15 protein-coding genes are annotated in these 16,400 nt (G+C 69.6%); 5 read left to right on the top strand and 10 right to left on the bottom strand.

Annotation, left to right across the window (positions count from 1 at the left end; all coding sequences use genetic code 11):
• Positions 1 to 1,644: a family 43 glycosylhydrolase gene (locus ACYVOK_RS17500; RefSeq protein WP_460663493.1), complete on the bottom strand. Its 1,644-nt coding sequence runs from the start codon at positions 1,642 to 1,644 to the stop codon at positions 1 to 3.
• Positions 1,641 to 4,814 carry a DUF2961 domain-containing protein gene (locus ACYVOK_RS17495; protein WP_460663492.1) on the bottom strand — a complete coding sequence of 1,058 codons (3,174 nt, stop codon included), beginning with the start codon at positions 4,812 to 4,814 and terminating at the stop codon, positions 1,641 to 1,643. The genes ACYVOK_RS17500 and ACYVOK_RS17495 overlap by 4 nt, the downstream gene beginning before the upstream one ends.
• 178 nt (positions 4,815 to 4,992) lie before the next feature.
• Between ACYVOK_RS17495 and gndA the strand changes: the two genes are divergently transcribed.
• The 4 genes from gndA (at position 4,993) to ACYVOK_RS17475 (ending at position 8,132) form a co-directional block, all read left to right on the top strand.
• Positions 4,993 to 6,432, top strand: a complete 1,440-nt coding sequence (gene gndA, locus ACYVOK_RS17490) for an NADP-dependent phosphogluconate dehydrogenase (protein ID WP_460663491.1) — start codon at positions 4,993 to 4,995, stop codon at positions 6,430 to 6,432.
• 175 nt (positions 6,433 to 6,607) lie between these two features.
• Entirely contained in the window at positions 6,608 to 7,078 is a 471-nt protein-coding gene (locus tag ACYVOK_RS17485; protein WP_460663490.1) for a DUF6319 family protein, read from the top strand.
• A gap of 272 nt (positions 7,079 to 7,350) precedes the next feature.
• The gene (locus tag ACYVOK_RS17480; protein WP_460663489.1) at positions 7,351 to 7,887 is read left to right on the top strand and encodes a DUF6817 domain-containing protein; all 537 of its coding nucleotides are present in this window, start codon (positions 7,351 to 7,353) and stop codon (positions 7,885 to 7,887) included.
• Between the two features lie 53 nt (positions 7,888 to 7,940).
• On the top strand, positions 7,941 to 8,132 hold the full coding sequence (locus tag ACYVOK_RS17475; RefSeq protein WP_460663488.1) for a hypothetical protein: 192 nt from the start codon (positions 7,941 to 7,943) through the stop codon (positions 8,130 to 8,132).
• 46 nt (positions 8,133 to 8,178) lie between these two features.
• Here the strand turns inward: ACYVOK_RS17475 and ACYVOK_RS17470 are convergent, their stop codons facing one another.
• The 5 genes from ACYVOK_RS17470 to ACYVOK_RS17450 all read right to left on the bottom strand — a co-directional run bounded on the left by ACYVOK_RS17470 (position 8,179) and on the right by ACYVOK_RS17450 (position 13,291).
• The gene (locus tag ACYVOK_RS17470; RefSeq protein WP_460663487.1) at positions 8,179 to 8,901 is read right to left on the bottom strand and encodes a PIG-L deacetylase family protein; all 723 of its coding nucleotides are present in this window, start codon (positions 8,899 to 8,901) and stop codon (positions 8,179 to 8,181) included.
• Between the two features lie 42 nt (positions 8,902 to 8,943).
• On the bottom strand, positions 8,944 to 10,242 hold the full coding sequence (locus ACYVOK_RS17465; RefSeq protein WP_460663486.1) for a D-arabinono-1,4-lactone oxidase: 1,299 nt from the start codon (positions 10,240 to 10,242) through the stop codon (positions 8,944 to 8,946).
• A complete protein-coding gene (locus tag ACYVOK_RS17460) occupies positions 10,239 to 11,393 on the bottom strand; it encodes an amino acid deaminase/aldolase (protein WP_460663485.1) in 1,155 nt (384 codons plus the stop codon). The genes ACYVOK_RS17465 and ACYVOK_RS17460 overlap by 4 nt, the downstream gene beginning before the upstream one ends.
• Positions 11,394 to 11,438: 45 nt before the next feature.
• Positions 11,439 to 12,095, bottom strand: a complete 657-nt coding sequence (locus ACYVOK_RS17455; protein ID WP_460663484.1) for a hypothetical protein — start codon at positions 12,093 to 12,095, stop codon at positions 11,439 to 11,441.
• 119 nt (positions 12,096 to 12,214) lie between these two features.
• Positions 12,215 to 13,291 carry a M15 family metallopeptidase gene (locus tag ACYVOK_RS17450; protein WP_460663483.1) on the bottom strand — a complete coding sequence of 359 codons (1,077 nt, stop codon included), beginning with the start codon at positions 13,289 to 13,291 and terminating at the stop codon, positions 12,215 to 12,217.
• On the opposite strand from ACYVOK_RS17450, the gene ACYVOK_RS17445 reads away from it, so the two are divergent.
• Entirely contained in the window at positions 13,260 to 13,616 is a 357-nt protein-coding gene (locus ACYVOK_RS17445) for a hypothetical protein (protein ID WP_460663482.1), read from the top strand. The genes ACYVOK_RS17450 and ACYVOK_RS17445 overlap by 32 nt on opposite strands.
• Positions 13,617 to 13,723: 107 nt before the next feature.
• On the opposite strand, the gene dapC is transcribed toward ACYVOK_RS17445, so the two are convergent.
• The 3 genes from dapC to ACYVOK_RS17430 are packed head-to-tail and all read right to left on the bottom strand — an operon-like array spanning position 13,724 to position 16,351.
• A complete protein-coding gene (gene dapC, locus ACYVOK_RS17440) occupies positions 13,724 to 14,824 on the bottom strand; it encodes a succinyldiaminopimelate transaminase (protein WP_460663711.1) in 1,101 nt (366 codons plus the stop codon).
• A 20-nt stretch (positions 14,825 to 14,844) separates the two neighbouring features.
• Positions 14,845 to 15,726: an alpha/beta fold hydrolase gene (locus tag ACYVOK_RS17435; protein WP_460663481.1), complete on the bottom strand. Its 882-nt coding sequence runs from the start codon at positions 15,724 to 15,726 to the stop codon at positions 14,845 to 14,847.
• Positions 15,727 to 15,754: 28 nt separating this feature from the next.
• The gene (locus ACYVOK_RS17430) at positions 15,755 to 16,351 is read right to left on the bottom strand and encodes a TetR/AcrR family transcriptional regulator (protein ID WP_460663480.1); all 597 of its coding nucleotides are present in this window, start codon (positions 16,349 to 16,351) and stop codon (positions 15,755 to 15,757) included.
• Positions 16,352 to 16,400: the final 49 nt, after the last annotated feature.

Raw genomic sequence — 16,400 nt, 5'->3', positions numbered from 1 at the left:
CTAGTTCAGGCCGGCCGCCAGCCTTTCGGCGAAGGGCACGTCTCGCTCGGTGCCGGAGAAGCCGAGCCGCCAACGGCCACCGTCGTACGAGCCCGGTGGGAGCGGCCGTCCACCCGGCTGCCAGGGCGGTTGCCAGGCGACCGAGCCGTTCGACGGGTCGTACCAGTGATTGTCCGCGGACCACGCCGAGCCCGGCCGGTACGCCGTCACGACACTGAGGCCGGGTCCTGTCGCCATCGACCAGCGTGGCAGCCCCGGGACATCGCCCGTACGCCCGAAACCGCCGGGATCACCCTGGTCGGGCAGCGCCGAGTCGACGTTCAGCGCCACCTCCCACACAGGTGCGTTCGTCGGCGCCTGCACGGTCCAGGCAAGGCGCAGGTCGATGGTGGTCGGGCCGAAGTCGAACGACCAGTCTGCCGACACGGGCTCGTCACCGAACGGGACACCGCGCAGCGTCAACGACGAGCGACCCGTGTCGACCTGGGCGGCGGGTCCGCTGATGTCGGTGGCGCCGAAGTTTCCGACCGCCAGATACGGCGCAGTGGATCGTCCGCTCGAGTCCAGGGCCGGGCGGTACTCCCGGCGGCCGGCCGGATCGACCTCCAGACCGGTGAGCGCAGCACGCGGGCTGGTCTCGACCGTCGCCCGGTAGTGCGCCGTACTCACCACGCGACCCTTCGTCACCTGCAGCTTGGCGAAGTCGAGCGGCGCGAGGAACAGACCGCCCTTCCCCCAGCCGGCTCCGGTGACGTACCAGTCCTGCCCGTCCTGGACGACCTCGGCCGCGTGCGCCCGGATCGTCCCGACCTGCTGATCGATGGTGAAATGCAGTGGATCCTTGCTCTTGTACACCTTGGTCGACTCGTAGCCGCCGTCACAGCAGACGAACAGGTACCAGTCGCTGCCGCGCTGGACGACGTACGGCGACTCGGTCGGACCGCCGAAGGTGCCGGTCGCCGGATGCCGGAACGCCGTCTGCCGGTCGCTCCGGTGCCGCAGATCGGTACTGGTGCGGTAGGCAACGATGTGGTTGCCGCCGGCCGGCGTCGAGTTGGCCGTGTAGTACATCACCCATCGGTCGCCGACCTTGAGCACCATCGGGTCGCGCCCGTCGAAGCCGTCGGTGAACAGCGGGTTGGCCGTATCCCGGGTCCAGTGCACGAGATCGGTCGACGTGGCCAGATGCATCCGGTACGCCGTGTGGTCCGGGGTCCCGGCGGCGTAGAACATGTAGTACATGCCCGCGTCGTACAGCACGTACGGCGCCCAGATGTGACTCTCGCCCGCGGCCGGATCGGCGACCAGCGCCGGCGGCTGCTTCGTCCACGGACCGTTCGGCGTCGGCGCGGTCGCGTGACCGAAACTCTTCTCGTCGAGGGGGTTCGCCGGCTCCGCGTGCGTGATCGCGTAGACGTGCCAGGTGCCGGTGGCCCGGTCCTGCACCAGGGTGTGGTCGTTGTAGTACCACGGCTCGGTCTCCCCCACGCTCGGGTCGTACACCTTGACGAACTCGCCGGCCCCAACGACCTTGTCGACCTCGACGTACGGCGTGATCCGGACCGGATCGGGAGACGCGACGGCCTGCAGCGGTGCCGTGACGACAGCGAGGCCGGCCAGTACGGCGAGGACTTTGCGGATCATGAGTCGAGCACCAGGTCGAGGAAGTCCAGGCCGACGAGATAGCCGGTGGCGGCCGGGTTCTTGCCGGTCAGGGTGATGGTCAACTGATGATTGCCGGCGGTGAGTTGCGCCGAGCCGAGGTCGACCTGCTGCGTGGTGACGCCGGACGGCACGTAACCGTCGAAGCTCACCTTGGCGCCGTTGTCGACCTGTACGTCGGCGATGCCGTAGTCGACGGCCTTGGTCAGCACCGCGGACAAGTCGTACGTGCCGGTGGTCGGCACCGTGAACCCGAGCACGACCTTGTCACCGGCCTTGGCGCCGTGGATCCACGCCTGGGTACCGTTCGACCAACTCACCCCGCAGCAGTTCCCCTGCGGATCGACCGGCACCGTCGACGAGACCGGCGGCAGCATCGACTCACCCTCGACCCGCAGCGTGTTGCCGGTCGTCGCCTGCGCGACCGCCGACCTGGGCCCGACGTTGCCGGCGAGATCAACCGCGGCGACCCGGTACGACCACGTCTCGTGCAGCCCGAGGTCGCGGTGCACGAATCCGGGCAGCGGGCTGGTGCCGACCAGCTTCTCTGCCTCGCCGGACTTCGCGCCGTAGATGTTGTACCGCGCGACGCCGCTCTCGTCGGCGGTGTCGGACCAGCGCACGTCGATCGCGTTGTTCGTCCGCCCGGTCGCGGCGACGGCAGTGACCTGGCCGGGCGCGCGCTTGTCGTCGTACGGGAGGACAAGGGACTGGACGACGTACGCCGAAGCCGTCCAGCTCGGCCCGGTCGGCCGGAATTCGATGTCGAGCTTGGTGCGGCCGAAGGTGAGGGACGGCGGCAACTGGTAGTTGTCGTCCAGCCAGCGCTGCCGATCGTTGCCCAGCGGCTGCAGCCACGTGCCGGCATCCTTGCCGTTGACAATCACCCTCGCGGACTGGCCGGCGGTGTTCTGATCGCTCGTCCTGCGCAACGTCACACCACGGTTGGCCGGGTCGACCTTCACGCTGAACTTGATCGGCTGCGCGGTCGCCCTCACCTGGTCGGTCAGGGCGATGTCATCGTGCTCACCTTCGTACACCGAGGTCACGTCGTACGTCTGCGCACCGCTGTCGGCGTACCCGTGCTGCTGGCGGCTCGCCGCCGAACCGGTGTCGATCCGGTCGGTCTCACGCGCACCGAACTTCGGCGCGGTGTAGAGGAAGGACGTCGAACCGTAGATCGCCGGGTGGTCGTTCTGCTGACCGTGCTCGATGCCGAAGCCGAGGTGGTTGTGGAACCCGATCGCGTCGGTGATGTGCAACCGCCAGGCGCCGTCGCACTCGTACGTGCAGAACCCGGCCTTGACCTCGTGCGCGGAGTTGCCGTGGAACGGCGTCGAGTAGGTGCCGGCGTTGAAGTACCAGCCGGACTCGTAGTAGTCCTCCGTCCCGGTGCCGTGGATCGCCGGGGTGCGCTCGCCGTCGACGTACACCCGCTCGTCGCCCTCCAGGTAGCCCCGAGTGTTGCCGTCGGCAAGCAAACCTTCCATCGTCTGGGAGACGCCGACGAACTTGCCGCGGCCGGTGACGTCGGCGAACGTCCAGTCGCGGCCCTGCGTGGTCTCGCCGCGGTGCGAAATCGCGGTGAAGTATCCGGTCTTCCCGGTGAGCAGGCCGGCCGCCTTCCGCGCGTCCCGGGACGCGGTCACCTCGGCCTTGCCCTCGAGCGCGTACGTCGAATTGTTGACCAGAGTGACCGTGGCGCGTCCCACGTACGGCATCGGCCACCAGGCGGAGTACCAGCCGTCGGGGTCCATCGCGAAGAACAGCGAGCGGACCGGGTTCTCACCGAGGCCGGAGCCGAAGAACTCGCCGATCGGGGCGTCGACCCGCTTCTGGCCGTCGATCGTCACCTGCACCCGGACCCCGGCCAGCAGTGAGTCGGACGGCTTGACGCGGGCCGCGTCCTCCTCGGTCGCGGCGTACGTCATCGCGTGCGAACCGCTCCAGTTCTGCTTGGTGATGGCGTAGCCGTGCGCCTGCTCCTCGGCGAGGTGGTTCGGGCCGAGGTCGAAGGTGTCGGTGCGCTTCGCCGTACCGCCGACGATCGAGTCGGCCCAGTAGGTGAACTCGTTGAAGTCGAGGTCGGAGGAGATGAACTGGTTGGTGATGGTGATCTGCGACTTCCCGGCCGTGAGCCGAGCGGGCAGGTCGACGGTCTGGTCGTGCCACTGCGCGCCCTGCGCCCTCAGCGGTGCCCACTCGCCGGCCTCGACGCCGTCCACGAGCACCTTCGCCCGCTGGTTGCCGATCCGCAGGTCCATCCGGCGGATCAGCTTCACACCGGTGTTGGCCGGGTCGACCTTCAGGGTGAACGTGCTGCTGCCGGTGAATGCCCGGCCGTCGTCGGCGAGCGACTTCAGATCCAGGCCGACGATCTGCGGAAGCCGGAGCCGCAGGGCGCTGATCTCGCCCGGGCCGGCGTTGTCGGCCAGCGGGACCTTCTTGCCGGGGGCAAGGTTCAGGTCCGTCGCCTTGGTCCGCGCGTCGGGCTGCGCGGGCTTGGGGTCCCGGGTGCCGGCCGCCTTCAGCAGCGCGATCACGTCCTCCGCCTTGTCGGCGGGGTCGAACGTGCGGATCCCGGTCGCGTCCGGGAACTCGCGGTAACCGACGTGGTAGAAGTACGGGTTGCTCTGGGTGGTGATGCGCATCGAGTGCCGGTACGGCATCGGCACCCGGATGTAGACGCCGCCGCTGGTCTCCTTCGCGTTCGCAACCAGCGGGTAGACGAACGGCGCGCCGAGCTTGCCGTCGGCCAGGTCCTGCAGCGACGTGTGGATCACCTGCTTGCCGTCGAGCTCGATCGTGATCGTGCCCGTCCTGGTGACGTTGCCGTCGTCGCGGGTGAACCAGATCGTCGCCACCTCACCGGGACCCTCGTCCTCGGCGATGACGCAACCGGCCGCGGACGTCCGCAGGCACGAGTACTTGCCGTCGAAGCCGTCGTTGTTCGTCCCGTCCCGGCCGAAACTGGAGAACTGCTTGGTCCGCACGCCGGTCTGCAGCTCGGGCAGCCGGTCGAGGTTGCGGTACACGTCCCAGCCGACCGGGCCGTTGGTGTCGGGAGGTGCGGCCGACGCCGTACCGGGATGGATGAGGACGGCGAGGGCGAGCAGCGAACTGGTGGCGAGCGCGGCGACACGACGGAGCATGGGCGGCCTTCCGACTTCGTGGGAAATCGATTTCTGAGATGTCTACCATCGCCGCGGGGTGGTTGAGAAGACCTCAGCGGCTTTTCCTTCACCGTCCACGGGGCGGGCCCAGTCGCGGGAAGGCTTGCCGCGCGGGCCAGACTGGGTCCGCACACAACTCGAGACTGCGGGAGATTCGATGAGTTCTGCTCCAGCCCAGATCGCCGTCACCGGCCTCGCGGTGATGGGCCGCAACCTGGCCCGGAACCTGGCGCGCAACGGGTTCCGTGTCGCCGTCCACAACCGGTCGCAGGGCCGCACGGACGCGCTGATCGAGGAGTTCGGCCACGAGGGCGAGTTCGTCCCCGCCGCCGACCTGCCCGCGCTGGTCGAGTCGCTGGAGCGGCCGCGGAAGATCATCGTGATGGTCCAGGCGGGCAAGGCCACCGACGCGGTCATCGACGAACTGGTGCCGCTGCTGGACGAGGGCGACATCGTCGTCGACGCCGGCAACGCCCACTTCGAGGACACCCGGCGCCGGGAGACCGCGCTGCGCGAGAAGGGCCTGCACTTCGTCGGCAGCGGCGTGTCCGGCGGCGAGGAAGGCGCGCTGAACGGCCCGAGCATCATGCCGGGCGGCTCACCGGAGTCGTACGCCGCCCTGGAGCCGATGCTGACCAAGATCGCCGCGCAGGTGAACGGCGAGCCGTGCTGCGTGCACGTCGGCCCGGACGGCGCCGGCCACTTCGTCAAGATGCTGCACAACGGCATCGAGTACGCCGACATGCAGCTGATCGCGGAGGCCTACGACCTGCTCCGGCTCGTCCTCGGACTGTCCCCGGCCGAGCTGGCCGACGTGTTCCGGGAGTGGAACAGCGGCGACCTCGAGTCGTTCCTGATCGAGATCACCGCCGAGGTGCTGAGCCAGACCGACCCGGCCACCGGCGGTCCGTTCGTCGACGTCGTCCTGGACCAGGCCGAGCAGAAGGGCACCGGCCGGTGGACCGTGCAGTCCGCGCTCGACCTCGGCATCCCGGTCAGCGGCATGGCCGAGGCCGTCTTCGCCCGGTCCCTGTCGGGTGACGTCGTACGGCGTACTGCCGCGGCCGGCGTACTGCCCGGGCCGGCCGAGACGAAGGCGGACGTGGACCGGGACGCGTTCATTGACGACGTACGGCACGCGCTGTACGCGTCGAAGCTGGTCGCGTACGCGCAGGGGTTCGACGCGATCCGGGCGGCCAGCGAGCAGTACGACTGGAACATCGACCTCGGCGCGATGGCGACGATCTGGCGCGGCGGCTGCATCATCCGGGCCCGGTTCCTCGACCGGATCAAGGAGGCGTACGACCGGAACCCGGACCTGCCGTCGCTGCTCGTCGACGACTACTTCAAGGAGGCCGTCTCGAACGGGCAGGAGGCCTGGCGCCGCGTGGTCGCCACGGCCGCCTCGGTCGGCGTCCCGGCGCCGGGCTTCTCCGCGTCGCTGTCGTACTACGACGGACTGCGCGCCGAACGTCTCCCGGCCGCGCTGATCCAGGGTCTGCGGGATCTCTTCGGCGCGCACACCTACCGCCGCACGGACCGTGACGGCGCCTTCCACCTCAACTGGTCCGGCGACCGGACCGAATCTCAGGTCTGACGGCTGTCTTCAGCCGGGTCCGGCGTCCCCGCCGGGCCCGGCTTTTCGTTGCGCTGGTTGTGACAGGTGGTGCAGAAGGTGCGGAATTGGCCGGAGGGTCGAACATGTGTTCTAATAGACGCTCAGCGCCAGCCCGCTCACGGCGGGCGATGTTCAGAAGGAGATCGCCGCAACGATGACTGTAGACACTCTGGCAGTAGAAGCGCCGTCTGACGTCGCCGACACTCCCGGCACCCTGGCCCCTGCGGACGCCGTGCCGGCCACTGGTGCCTCGACGTCGGACGCCGCACAAGCCGACGTGACTCCGGCAGCGGACGCGGCTCCGGCGGCCGAGAAGCCGAAGAAGGCCCCGGCGAAGAAGGCCGCCGCCAAGAAGACCAAGACCCTCGAGCTGACGCTGACCGTCACCGGCACCGCGGACGGCGAGTGGCACGCCGAGCTCAAGCAGGGCAGCACCTACCTGGCCCGCAACCTCGCGGTCGCCGCCGCGGCCGTCTCCCGCGCCGCCAAGGAGCTGCACGAGGACCTCTCCACCCCGATCGACGAGGTCATCGAAGCCGCCCGGGAGCAGCAGGCAGCCAAGGTCGCCGCCCTCGAGGCCGAACTGGAAGCAGCCCGCAAGGCTCTCGCCGACCTCGCCAACTGATCCGGACCGGCCACCACCCGTCCTGGCCGGCGTTCCAGAGCTGCTGCCGTTTGGTGCTTCCCACCCGCTGACTGCGACCTCACGTGCGCACCTCCCGCACAAGGGTGGGAAGCACCAAACGGCAGCTGTCCGCACCCGCAACCGGCGCGGACAACCGAAGAATGTGACGAACCCGCCGCGCCGGATGTCTGGGCGTGGTGGTGAGCAAGGCCTTACCGTGATTGCCTGGGCCGTTCCTGCTGGGCCCTGGCCACTCCGGATGAAGGGGTCAGATGAGCGCTTTCCAGGACATGGGATCGCTGCTGCTGGTGCGCGGTGCCGACGAGCTCGAACACGCGGGCGGCAGCCTGTACGTCCACCTGCACCGCGTCGCCAAGCGCCTGACCACGCTCGGTGCGTCCGACACCCTGGTCCTGGCCGGGCTCGCGCACGCGGCGTACGGGACCGACGGGTTCCCCACGCACCTGTTCGACTGGCAGCAGGAACGCCCGGTCCTGGAAGCCGTCATCGGCCCGGAGGCCGAGCTGATCGTCTACCGCTACGGCTCCTGCGAACGCGAGACCACCTGGCGCGACCTCGCCGAGCACCACACGGTCACCGACCGCTTCACCGGTACGTCTGAGGAACTGTCGATCGCGGAGCTGCGCGACTTCGTCGACCTCACCATCGTCAACGAGCTCGACGTACTGGACCACGCTCCGGCTCTGGAGCCGAAGCTGAAGCCGTTCCTCCAGGAGCAGATTCCGCGCTGGCAGTCGCTCGCCTCTCCCGCGGTCCTCGCCGAGGCCAACCGGGTCCTCCAACTCTGACCGGCGACCACCGCTGACCCGCGACCAGTTCCGACCGGCGTCGGGCGGGAGTGATGCCGGGGGCCGGCGCGGCAGCCCTCGACCCGGGCAGCTTCCTGCCATCCGGCTTCCTGGAAAAGGTGCTGCGCCCGACGGATGATCGAGGCATGGCCCGGTACGAAGTAGTTGCCCGCGCGAAGACCCAACGACTCCTGTCCGACGCCGACTACCTCGAACTCGCCCTCAGGTCGCACGCGGGCAGCTAGGTCGCGCCACACGGCGCAGCTGGTTCGCGGCCGGCCGGGTGTTGGATCAGGGGGTGAAGACCTCGAAGGTGGCGGCGTACTTGGTGCCGAGGCGGGTGCCGGCGGTGCGGGAGAGGCCTTCGAGGAACTCGGCCGGCTCGAAGTCGGAGAGGTTGAGGCCCTCGATGTAGGCCTTGTGCGCACGGAGGGACTGGACGCCGAGGTCGAAGGTGTCAGTGGTGTCGGCCGCGTGACGGGACTGGGGTGAGCCGGCGGCCCAGACCTGGCGTACGCCGTTCCAGCGCTCCCCCGCGTCGGGGAAGATCCAGCGGTTGGCCGCGTCACGGACGGCGTCCAGGGTCGCGCGGCCGGTGTTGATGTGGTCGGCCTGGTTGAGCAGTGTCGCGCCGTCCCAGGTGTCGCGGAAGTTGTTGGTGATGACGATCTCCGGCTGGTGCCGCCGGATCACCGAGGTGATGACGCGGCGGAGCGCGACGCCGTACTCGATCGTGCCGTCCGGCTGCCCGAGGAACTCGACCGCGGACACGCCGACGATCCGCGCGGACTCGATCTGCTCGGCCTCGCGGAGTGGTCCGCACTCGTCCGGGGCGACGCCGTCGATGCCTGCCTCGCCCGAGGTCAGCAGGCAGTACACGATCTCCTTGCCCTGCCCGGTCCACCGCGCCACCGCGGCCGCCGACCCGAACTCCAGATCGTCGGGGTGGGCCACGACCGCCAGCGCCTTCTGCCAGTCCTCCGCCAGCGCTTCCAGCTTCTCCACACCAGTCATTCCCGCAGGCTAGCCCGGACCGGATCAGCGCGGGAGGTGTGGTCAGCCGAAGACTTGGCGGGTATAGGGGTTGGCGAAGGCCCGGGCCGGGTCCAGCCGGTCCCGGACGGCCAGGAAGTCGTTGAAACGCGGGTAGCGGGACTCCAGCTCCGAAGCTGTCAGGGTGTGGAGTTTGCCCCAGTGCGGACGGCCGTCGTAGTCGGCGACGATCCGTTCGAAGGCCTCGAAGTAGGTGTCGTGCGGCAGGCGGTGGTACTGGTGGACGGCGACGTACGCCGTCTCGCGGCCGTAGGCGGTGGACAGCCAGATGTCGTCCGCGGCGGCGACCCGGACCTCGATCGGGAACGGGATGCGGGTCCCCGAGGCGTCGATCCAGGCGCGGAGCCGGCGGATGACCTCGACCACGTGTTCGCGCGGTACGGCGTACTCCGACTCGCGGAACACCACGTTGCGCTCGGAGCAGAAGACCTTGTACGACGCGTCGACGTACTCGCGGGCCGACAGCGCCCGGGACGCGATCCGGTTGATCCGTGGCACCAGGCCGGAGCGTTGCACCGCGAGCCGGTTGGTCAGTTCGAACACCTTGTTGGACAGCAGTTCGTCGTCGACCCAGCCGCGGATCCGGCCGATCGGGGACGCACCGACGCCGGCCGCGACCCGGTTGTTCCGTTTGGTCAACGCGACGTCGGTGTGCGGGAACCAGTAGAACTCGAAGTGGTCGTTGCCGTCGGCAAACTCGTCGAAGCCGTCCAGCACCTCGGACAGCGGCAGCGGCATCTCCTGCGCCCGCAGCAGGAACGCCGGCACGCACTGCAGGGTGACCGAGAAGATCACGCCGAGCGCCCCGACCGAGATCCGGGCGGCGTTGAAGACGTCCGCGTTCTCCTCGGCGGAGCAGTGCAGCACCGACCCGTCGGCGGTGACCAGGTCGAGCGCGACGACCTGGGTCGCGAGGCCGCCGAGTCGGGCGCCGGTGCCGTGCGTACCGGTGGAGATCGCGCCGGAGATGGTCTGTTTGTCGATGTCACCGAGGTTCGGCATCGCCAGATCGAACGCGGCCAGCCCGGCGTTGAGCTTGCGCAGTCCGGTCCCGGCGCCGACGGTGACTGTGCCGGACTCCTTGTCGGCGTTGGTGATCGAGGACAGGCCGTCGAGCCGGATCATCACCTGTTCGGGTACCGAGCAGCCGGTGAACGAGTGGCCCGCGCCGACCGCCTTGAGTTTCTTGCCCTGCTCGGCGGCGGTCTTCACCGCGGCTGCGAGTTCGTCGGTCGAGCTCGGCCGGAGCAGTTCCACACCGGTCGCCGACTCGGTGCCCGACCAGTTCCGCCAGGTGCTCATCCGAAGTTCTTCCCCTCACCCCGGTACGTCGCCAACTCGCGCACCTGGTCACCGTCGATCGCGTACACGACGTCGAATCGCTCCAGCAACTCGCCGGCCTTCGCGTAGCGCATCCAGACCCGGTCCCCCAGTCGCAGCCCTTCGGCGGACCTGCCACGGACGGGAGTCTGCACTTCTCCGGCACCTTCCGTATTCAGCAGCTTCAGCCCGGCCGGCCACGTCGGCAGCGGCAACCGCGACTTCTTCGCCGGTCCGGAGGCGACATACCCTCCGCCGAACAGTGTCACGATCTGCTCAGCAGGACGCCGTACGACGTCGAGCGCGTAGGCGACCGCGTGCGCCGGCTGGAAGACGTCGTACTTGTCGAAGAGCGTGGGACCGTAGAGACCGGAGCCGGCGGTGACCTCGGTGACGATCGGGTCCGCGCTGCTGATCTCGAGGCTGCCGGTGCCGCCGCTATTGACGAGTCGCAGCGGGGCGAACTGCTTGACCGCGTCGACGACGGCCCCGCGGCGTTCGGCGAGCTCGGCGGCCGAGCGGCGCTTGACCCAACGGACCGCAGGTGACGTGTCCGGCAGCCCGGCGATCTGGGCCTCGTAGAACATCACACCGACCAAGTCGAAGGCCTCGTCGGCGACCACCTCGCGGGCGAGTCCGGCGGCGTCCGCGGGAGTCCTGAGCGGCGAACGACGTACGCCGAGGTGCTGCCCGAGCACCCGCAACGACGCGTCCACGTCGAGGCAGACCTGGATCCGCGCGCCACCGGCGGTCACCGACTTGATGAACGCCAGGTGCTCCGGTGAGTCGACCATCAGGGTGATCCGGGCGGCGGCCACGGGATCCGCGGCGAGTGAACGCAGGGCAGCCCGGTGGGTGGTCGGATAGCCGAGCAGGATGTCGTCGACGCCATGGCCGGCCAGCCAGAGCGCTTCCGGCAGCGAGTAACTCATCACGCCATGGAATCCGGGCCGCTCGAGCGCGGCCGCGATCAGCGCGCGGCAGCGGACCGACTTCGACGCGACCCGGATCGGGGTGCCCGCGGCACGGCGGACCAGGTCGTCCGCGTTCCGCCGGAACGCGGCCAGGTCGACCACCGCGAACGGCGCGTCGAGGTCCGCCGTCAGCCGGGCATACCGGTCGAAGTCACCCATAACGCGAGTGTAGGACAGGAAATACTGAAAGGTAATACAGCTTCTCTAGGATGCGTCGATCACGGCCTTCAGAGCCTGCACGACGGTGTGCGCCCAGTCGAATTGGGTCTCGGGCTGGGTGGAGGCGGCAGCGAGCAGTGCGACCGTGGCCCCGTGCACCACCGACACGTCGACGTACTGCTCGGCCTCGTCGCCCCCGTAGCGTCGTACGGCGGCTGCAGCGCTGTCCTCCGTCCACAGCTGCTTGACGCTCAGGTCTCCGCCTTCGCCGCAGGCTGCCATGCGTGCCTGGTAGCCGGTGCGGTACGCCGACGCTGTGCCGGCATCTGCGAAGCGCAGGAGCAGCGCGGTGCCGGGCTTGTCGTCTGCCGTGCGGTAGGCGCCTTGCAGTGCGTACTGCGGGACGGGCAAGGATCCGGACGGGAGTTGACCGGCGCATCCGAGCGGCAGTGCCTCATAAGCAGCCTGGTGCGGCTCACGTCGACGGGTCCACGTCTGATTGCCGAGGAAGCCCTCCTCCGCGCCGCCGGGGTCGACGTACGTCTTCCATCCTGGACCCAGCTTCTCGGGTGCCGGCAGGTTCCGGGCGCTGAGCGGGCCGGCTGTCGCAGGAGGTGGTGCGGTGGCCTCCTCTGGCACCTCGGGCGGTACCGCGGCGTCCGTCGGCTTCTCGGTGCTCAACGTGTTGGTGGGTACGGGCACCGTCCCACCCACAGTGCTGGGGATGGGAGTCTCGCTCGGGGTCGGTGCTGCCTGCGGGCTCTCCTCGGCGCTGCAGCCGACCAGCAGCAGCGAGAGGACCACCGCAGCGCTGACGCCTCTCACTTCGGTTGGAAGTGCTGGTAGTCGGGCTTGCGCCAGTAGGCACCCCAGAAGTAGCCCTGGGAAATCAGGGCCTTGGTGGCCGTGCTGCTCGCGAACAGCATGCCGGGGCGGGAGATCGAGCGGTTGCGGTAGGCGAGGCCGTTGGACGGGTACCAGACGCCGTTGGCTGCCAGGTACGGGTTCTCGACGGTGTTGATGTCGATGGCCCAGCCGTAGGAGTGCGGCGACAGGGCGTACGGGTTGCCCGTGACGCGGCGGCAGTTGAAGACCGAGGTGTTGTCGGCCGCCATCGACTTGATGTCGCTGCCGCCGAACCGGTCCACCCGGCGCATCTGCCGGATCGGGAACTTGGACGCGAACGTCGACGTCCAGACCGTGATCATCTTCTGGACGGCGGCATCCCGCACGATCAGCTCACCGCGGTGCACCTTGCCGTCGAAACCCCAGTAGTTCAGCGCGAGCAGCCGCAACGACGACGGCTTGACCGGGCAGCCGGCCCGGTACGTGTACGGGATCATCGCGGCCGTGACGGCGTACACCTTGGGATTCAAGGCGGCCTTGACCACGACGGTGGCGAGGCCGGAGTACTCCATCTGGGCCTGCGTGACCCAGCGCGTCACCACGCGGACGGTCCGGGTGGCCGGGACGTCGTCCGGGACCCGGAGCCGGAAGTTGCCTGCGGCATCCATTGTGCCGATCGCGAGCAGCCGCCACCTGCCGCTGCCGAGGTAGTCCTGCAGCGCCAGTTCCTTGCCCGGCTCGGCCGGGACCATCCGGCCGCTGACCGACACGCCGGTCAGGGTCGCGTACCACGGCGCCGGCGTGTTGAGCACGACCTTGCGGTCCTGGATGTTCGAGGTCTGGTACGCGGAGATCGCCAGCGCGGTCTCGGCCTTGACGCCGATCATGGTCCGGAACGCCCAGGTCCCCGGCGTGGCCGAGGTGTAGACGAACCTGTAGACGCCGCCGGTCGTGGTGCGGGTCGACGCGCGCAGCACCCACGCGCCGGGGACCCGCTGCCAGAGCGTGATGTAGGAGCCGGTGATCGGCTGGCTGATCCTGCCGGTGAACACCGTCGGCCGGTCCTCCCACGACGCGGCCGGCTTGTCCAGCGTGATCGACCACTCCGCCGCCGCTGACCTGCTCGGCGTCGGACTCGGCGTGGGCGTCGGACTCGGCGTCGGCGTGGGGCTCGGCGTCGGCGTGGGACTCGGGCTCGGCGTGGGCGTCGGGGTCGGCTCCCCGACCGTGGCGGACGGTGTCTCCGACGGGGTCGCCGAGGGCGTCCCGTTCGTCGGCGGTGCCGGATCGTCGACCGCCGCCGCCCCGGCCGCCGGCATCCCGGCCGCGAGCAGTACCGCCGTCAACGCCACCCCGAAAGCTCGCCAGATCATCTGAACGCCCCCTCTTCCTCACCGGGACCGGCAAGGTCCCCCCACCGCTACCTTCTACCCACAGAAGACGCAGTCGAAGAGGAAGACGTCACACATTGCCCAGAAGTTGGGTTACTCCTGCAGTCTTTTCACCGCGGCGTCGACGCGCTCGTCGGTTCCGGTGAGGGCGACGCGGACGTGCCGCTCCCCCGCCGTACCGTAGAAGGCTCCGGGCGCGACCAGGATGCCGCGGTCCGCGAGGGCGCTCACCGAGCCGTAGGAGTCGTACTCGGGGTGCTCGGCCCACAGGTAGAGACCGCCGTTGGACAGGGTGATGACCCATCCGGCGTCGGTCAGAGCGTCGCGTAGTACGGCGCGACGCCGCAGGTACCGCTCCCGCTGCTCGTCGACGTGCGCGTCGTCGGCGAACCCGGCCGCCATCGCCGCCTGGATCGGCGACGGCACCATCAGACCCGCGTGTTTGCGGACCGCGAGCAGTTCGGCGACCACGGTCTCGTCACCGGCCACGAACCCACCGCGGTACCCGGCGAGGTTGGACCGCTTCGACAGCGAGTGCACCGCGAGCAGGTTGTCGAAGCTGCCGCCTGAGATGTCCGGATGCACCACCGACACCGGCCGCGCGTCCCAGCCGAACTCGGTGTAGCACTCGTCGCTGACCAGCAGCACGTCGTTCGCCCGGGCCCACTCGACCGCGCGACGCAGGTCCTCCGCCGAGGTGATCTCGCCGGACGGGTTGCGCGGGGAGTTCAGGTACGCGAGCCGGACCGGTCCGTCGTACGTCGTCGGGTCGGCGACCGGCACGCTGGTGGCGCGGGCCAGCGCGGCGCCGGCCTCGTACGTCGGGTAGGCGAGGTCCGGGATGAGTACGGTGTCACCGGGGCCGATCCCGAGCAGCGTCGGCAACAGCATGATCAGTTCCTTGGTGCCGATCACCGGCAGGACGCCGGTCTGCGGGTCCACCCCCGCGACGTCGAGCCGGCGCGCCATCCAGTCCACAGCCGCCTGCCGGACGGTCGGCGTACCGATCGTGGTCGGGTACGCCGGGGCGTCGGCCGCCTCCGCGAGCGCCGTCTTGATCAGGTCCGGCACCGGGTCGACCGGGCTGCCGATGGACAGGTCCACGATCCCGTCGGGATGCGCCGCCGCCTTCTGCTTGTACGGCGCGAGCTTGTCCCACGGGAAGTCCGGCAACCGCCGCGAAGTCTGGAAGATCACCCCCGCATTGTCTCCCGTCAGCCCGCTCGCCGATCAGCAGGCGCCCGCTCCGCGAGAAACTCGACCGCCTTCTTCACCAGGTCGGGGTCGCGAAGGACCCGGCGGTGGCCGAGACCTTCGCTGGTTTCGAGACCGGCTCCCGGCCAATGAGAAAGGAGGTCGACGCTGCCTTGGTACGACGTTTCGGGGTCGTTGCGATCGTGGACCAGGAGGAGCGGCGGCAGCGGGCGACGGGCCGCGATGGCGGGCACGATCGCATCCATGCGGAACGAGTCCATCGGGCCGAAGCGGGTCTCGAAGCGGCGCAGGAAACCGGCGCGGATGCGCGGACCGAAGCCGAGGAAAGCCTGCATCTGGTCCAGGGTCTCGACGAAGTCCGTCGCGGCCGCGATGAAGACGACGCGCTCGACGTCCAGCCCGTCGCGCATCGCGAGTGCGCTGGCGGGAGCGCCGAGCGAGTGAGCGACAACGCCGTACGCCGGTCCCTGCGCGGCGACGACTGCCTTCAGAGCGGAGGCGGACTCGAGGACCGTGGACACGCTTCTGCCCTCCCGACCGGGGCCCGAGTCGCCGTGGCTCGGCGCGTCGTACGTGATCACGCGGAAGCCGGCATCGACCAGCGGCTGGATGTGAGCCCCGAGTTGCAGGCCCCAGCCGCCCCAGCCGTGGACGAGGTAGATCGCCGGCCCGTCGCCGTACGACCGCCCGCGGATGGTGCCGACCTCGAACGGCGTCGCGACCGGGAGTTCGCCACGCGGCCGCCGGACCTTCTCGGGTACGGCGGGGACGCGGAACCAGAGCCGGTTGAGAACACCGACGCCGGCAGCCGGTGCAACGCGCTCGAACAGGCCGAAGGTGAGATTCAAGGACCGAACGTTCGTGCTTTTCTTGGCCGCCATAGGTGCGTTCTCCAGATCGGTCGACGGGTCAGAGGCGGGCCGCCCGGAGCAGCGCCTCGAAGGCGGTGCGCGCCCGGTCCTCGGCCTTGGGGTCGGCCAGCAGGCGGCTGGCGTGGTGGTACGACAGCAGGACGCCGCGGATGTCGAAGGCGTACTGCTCGGGATCGGCGTCGGGCCGGAAGTGGCCCTCGCTGATACCGGTGCGGAACACGTTGGCGAGCAGGTCGGCGTAGTCGCGCTCGGCGCTGACCACGCGGTCGCGGACCGGGCTCGGCGGTGCGTCGTCCAGCTCGGCGGAGACGCTGGCGAAGAAGCAGCCACCGGGGAGCGCCAGATCGCCGTTGTCCCAGCGGAGTTTGCGGTCGAACAGCTCGCGCAGGCGGGGCTCGCCGCGCGGAGCTTGCAGCGCCGGCCGGACGACGCGCTCGGCGAAGAGCTCGGCCGCGCGCTCGACCACGGCGACCTGCAGTTGCTCCTTGGAGCGGAAGTGCGCGAACAGGCCGCTCTTCGACAGCTGCATCCGGTCGGCCAGCAGCCCGATGGTCAGCCCGCTCAGCCCCGACGCGCTCACCACCCGCGCGGCCTCGTCCAGCACCGCGGCCCGGGTCTGCTCCCCTTTACCCACCCCACGATAAAAGCACGACCGTTCGCCTCCTGGCAAGCCGCGGATCGGA

This window comes from Kribbella swartbergensis, from assembly GCF_054784135.1.
The sequence above is the reverse complement of the archived record's forward strand: the minus strand, read 5'-3'. Positions and strand labels throughout refer to the sequence as shown.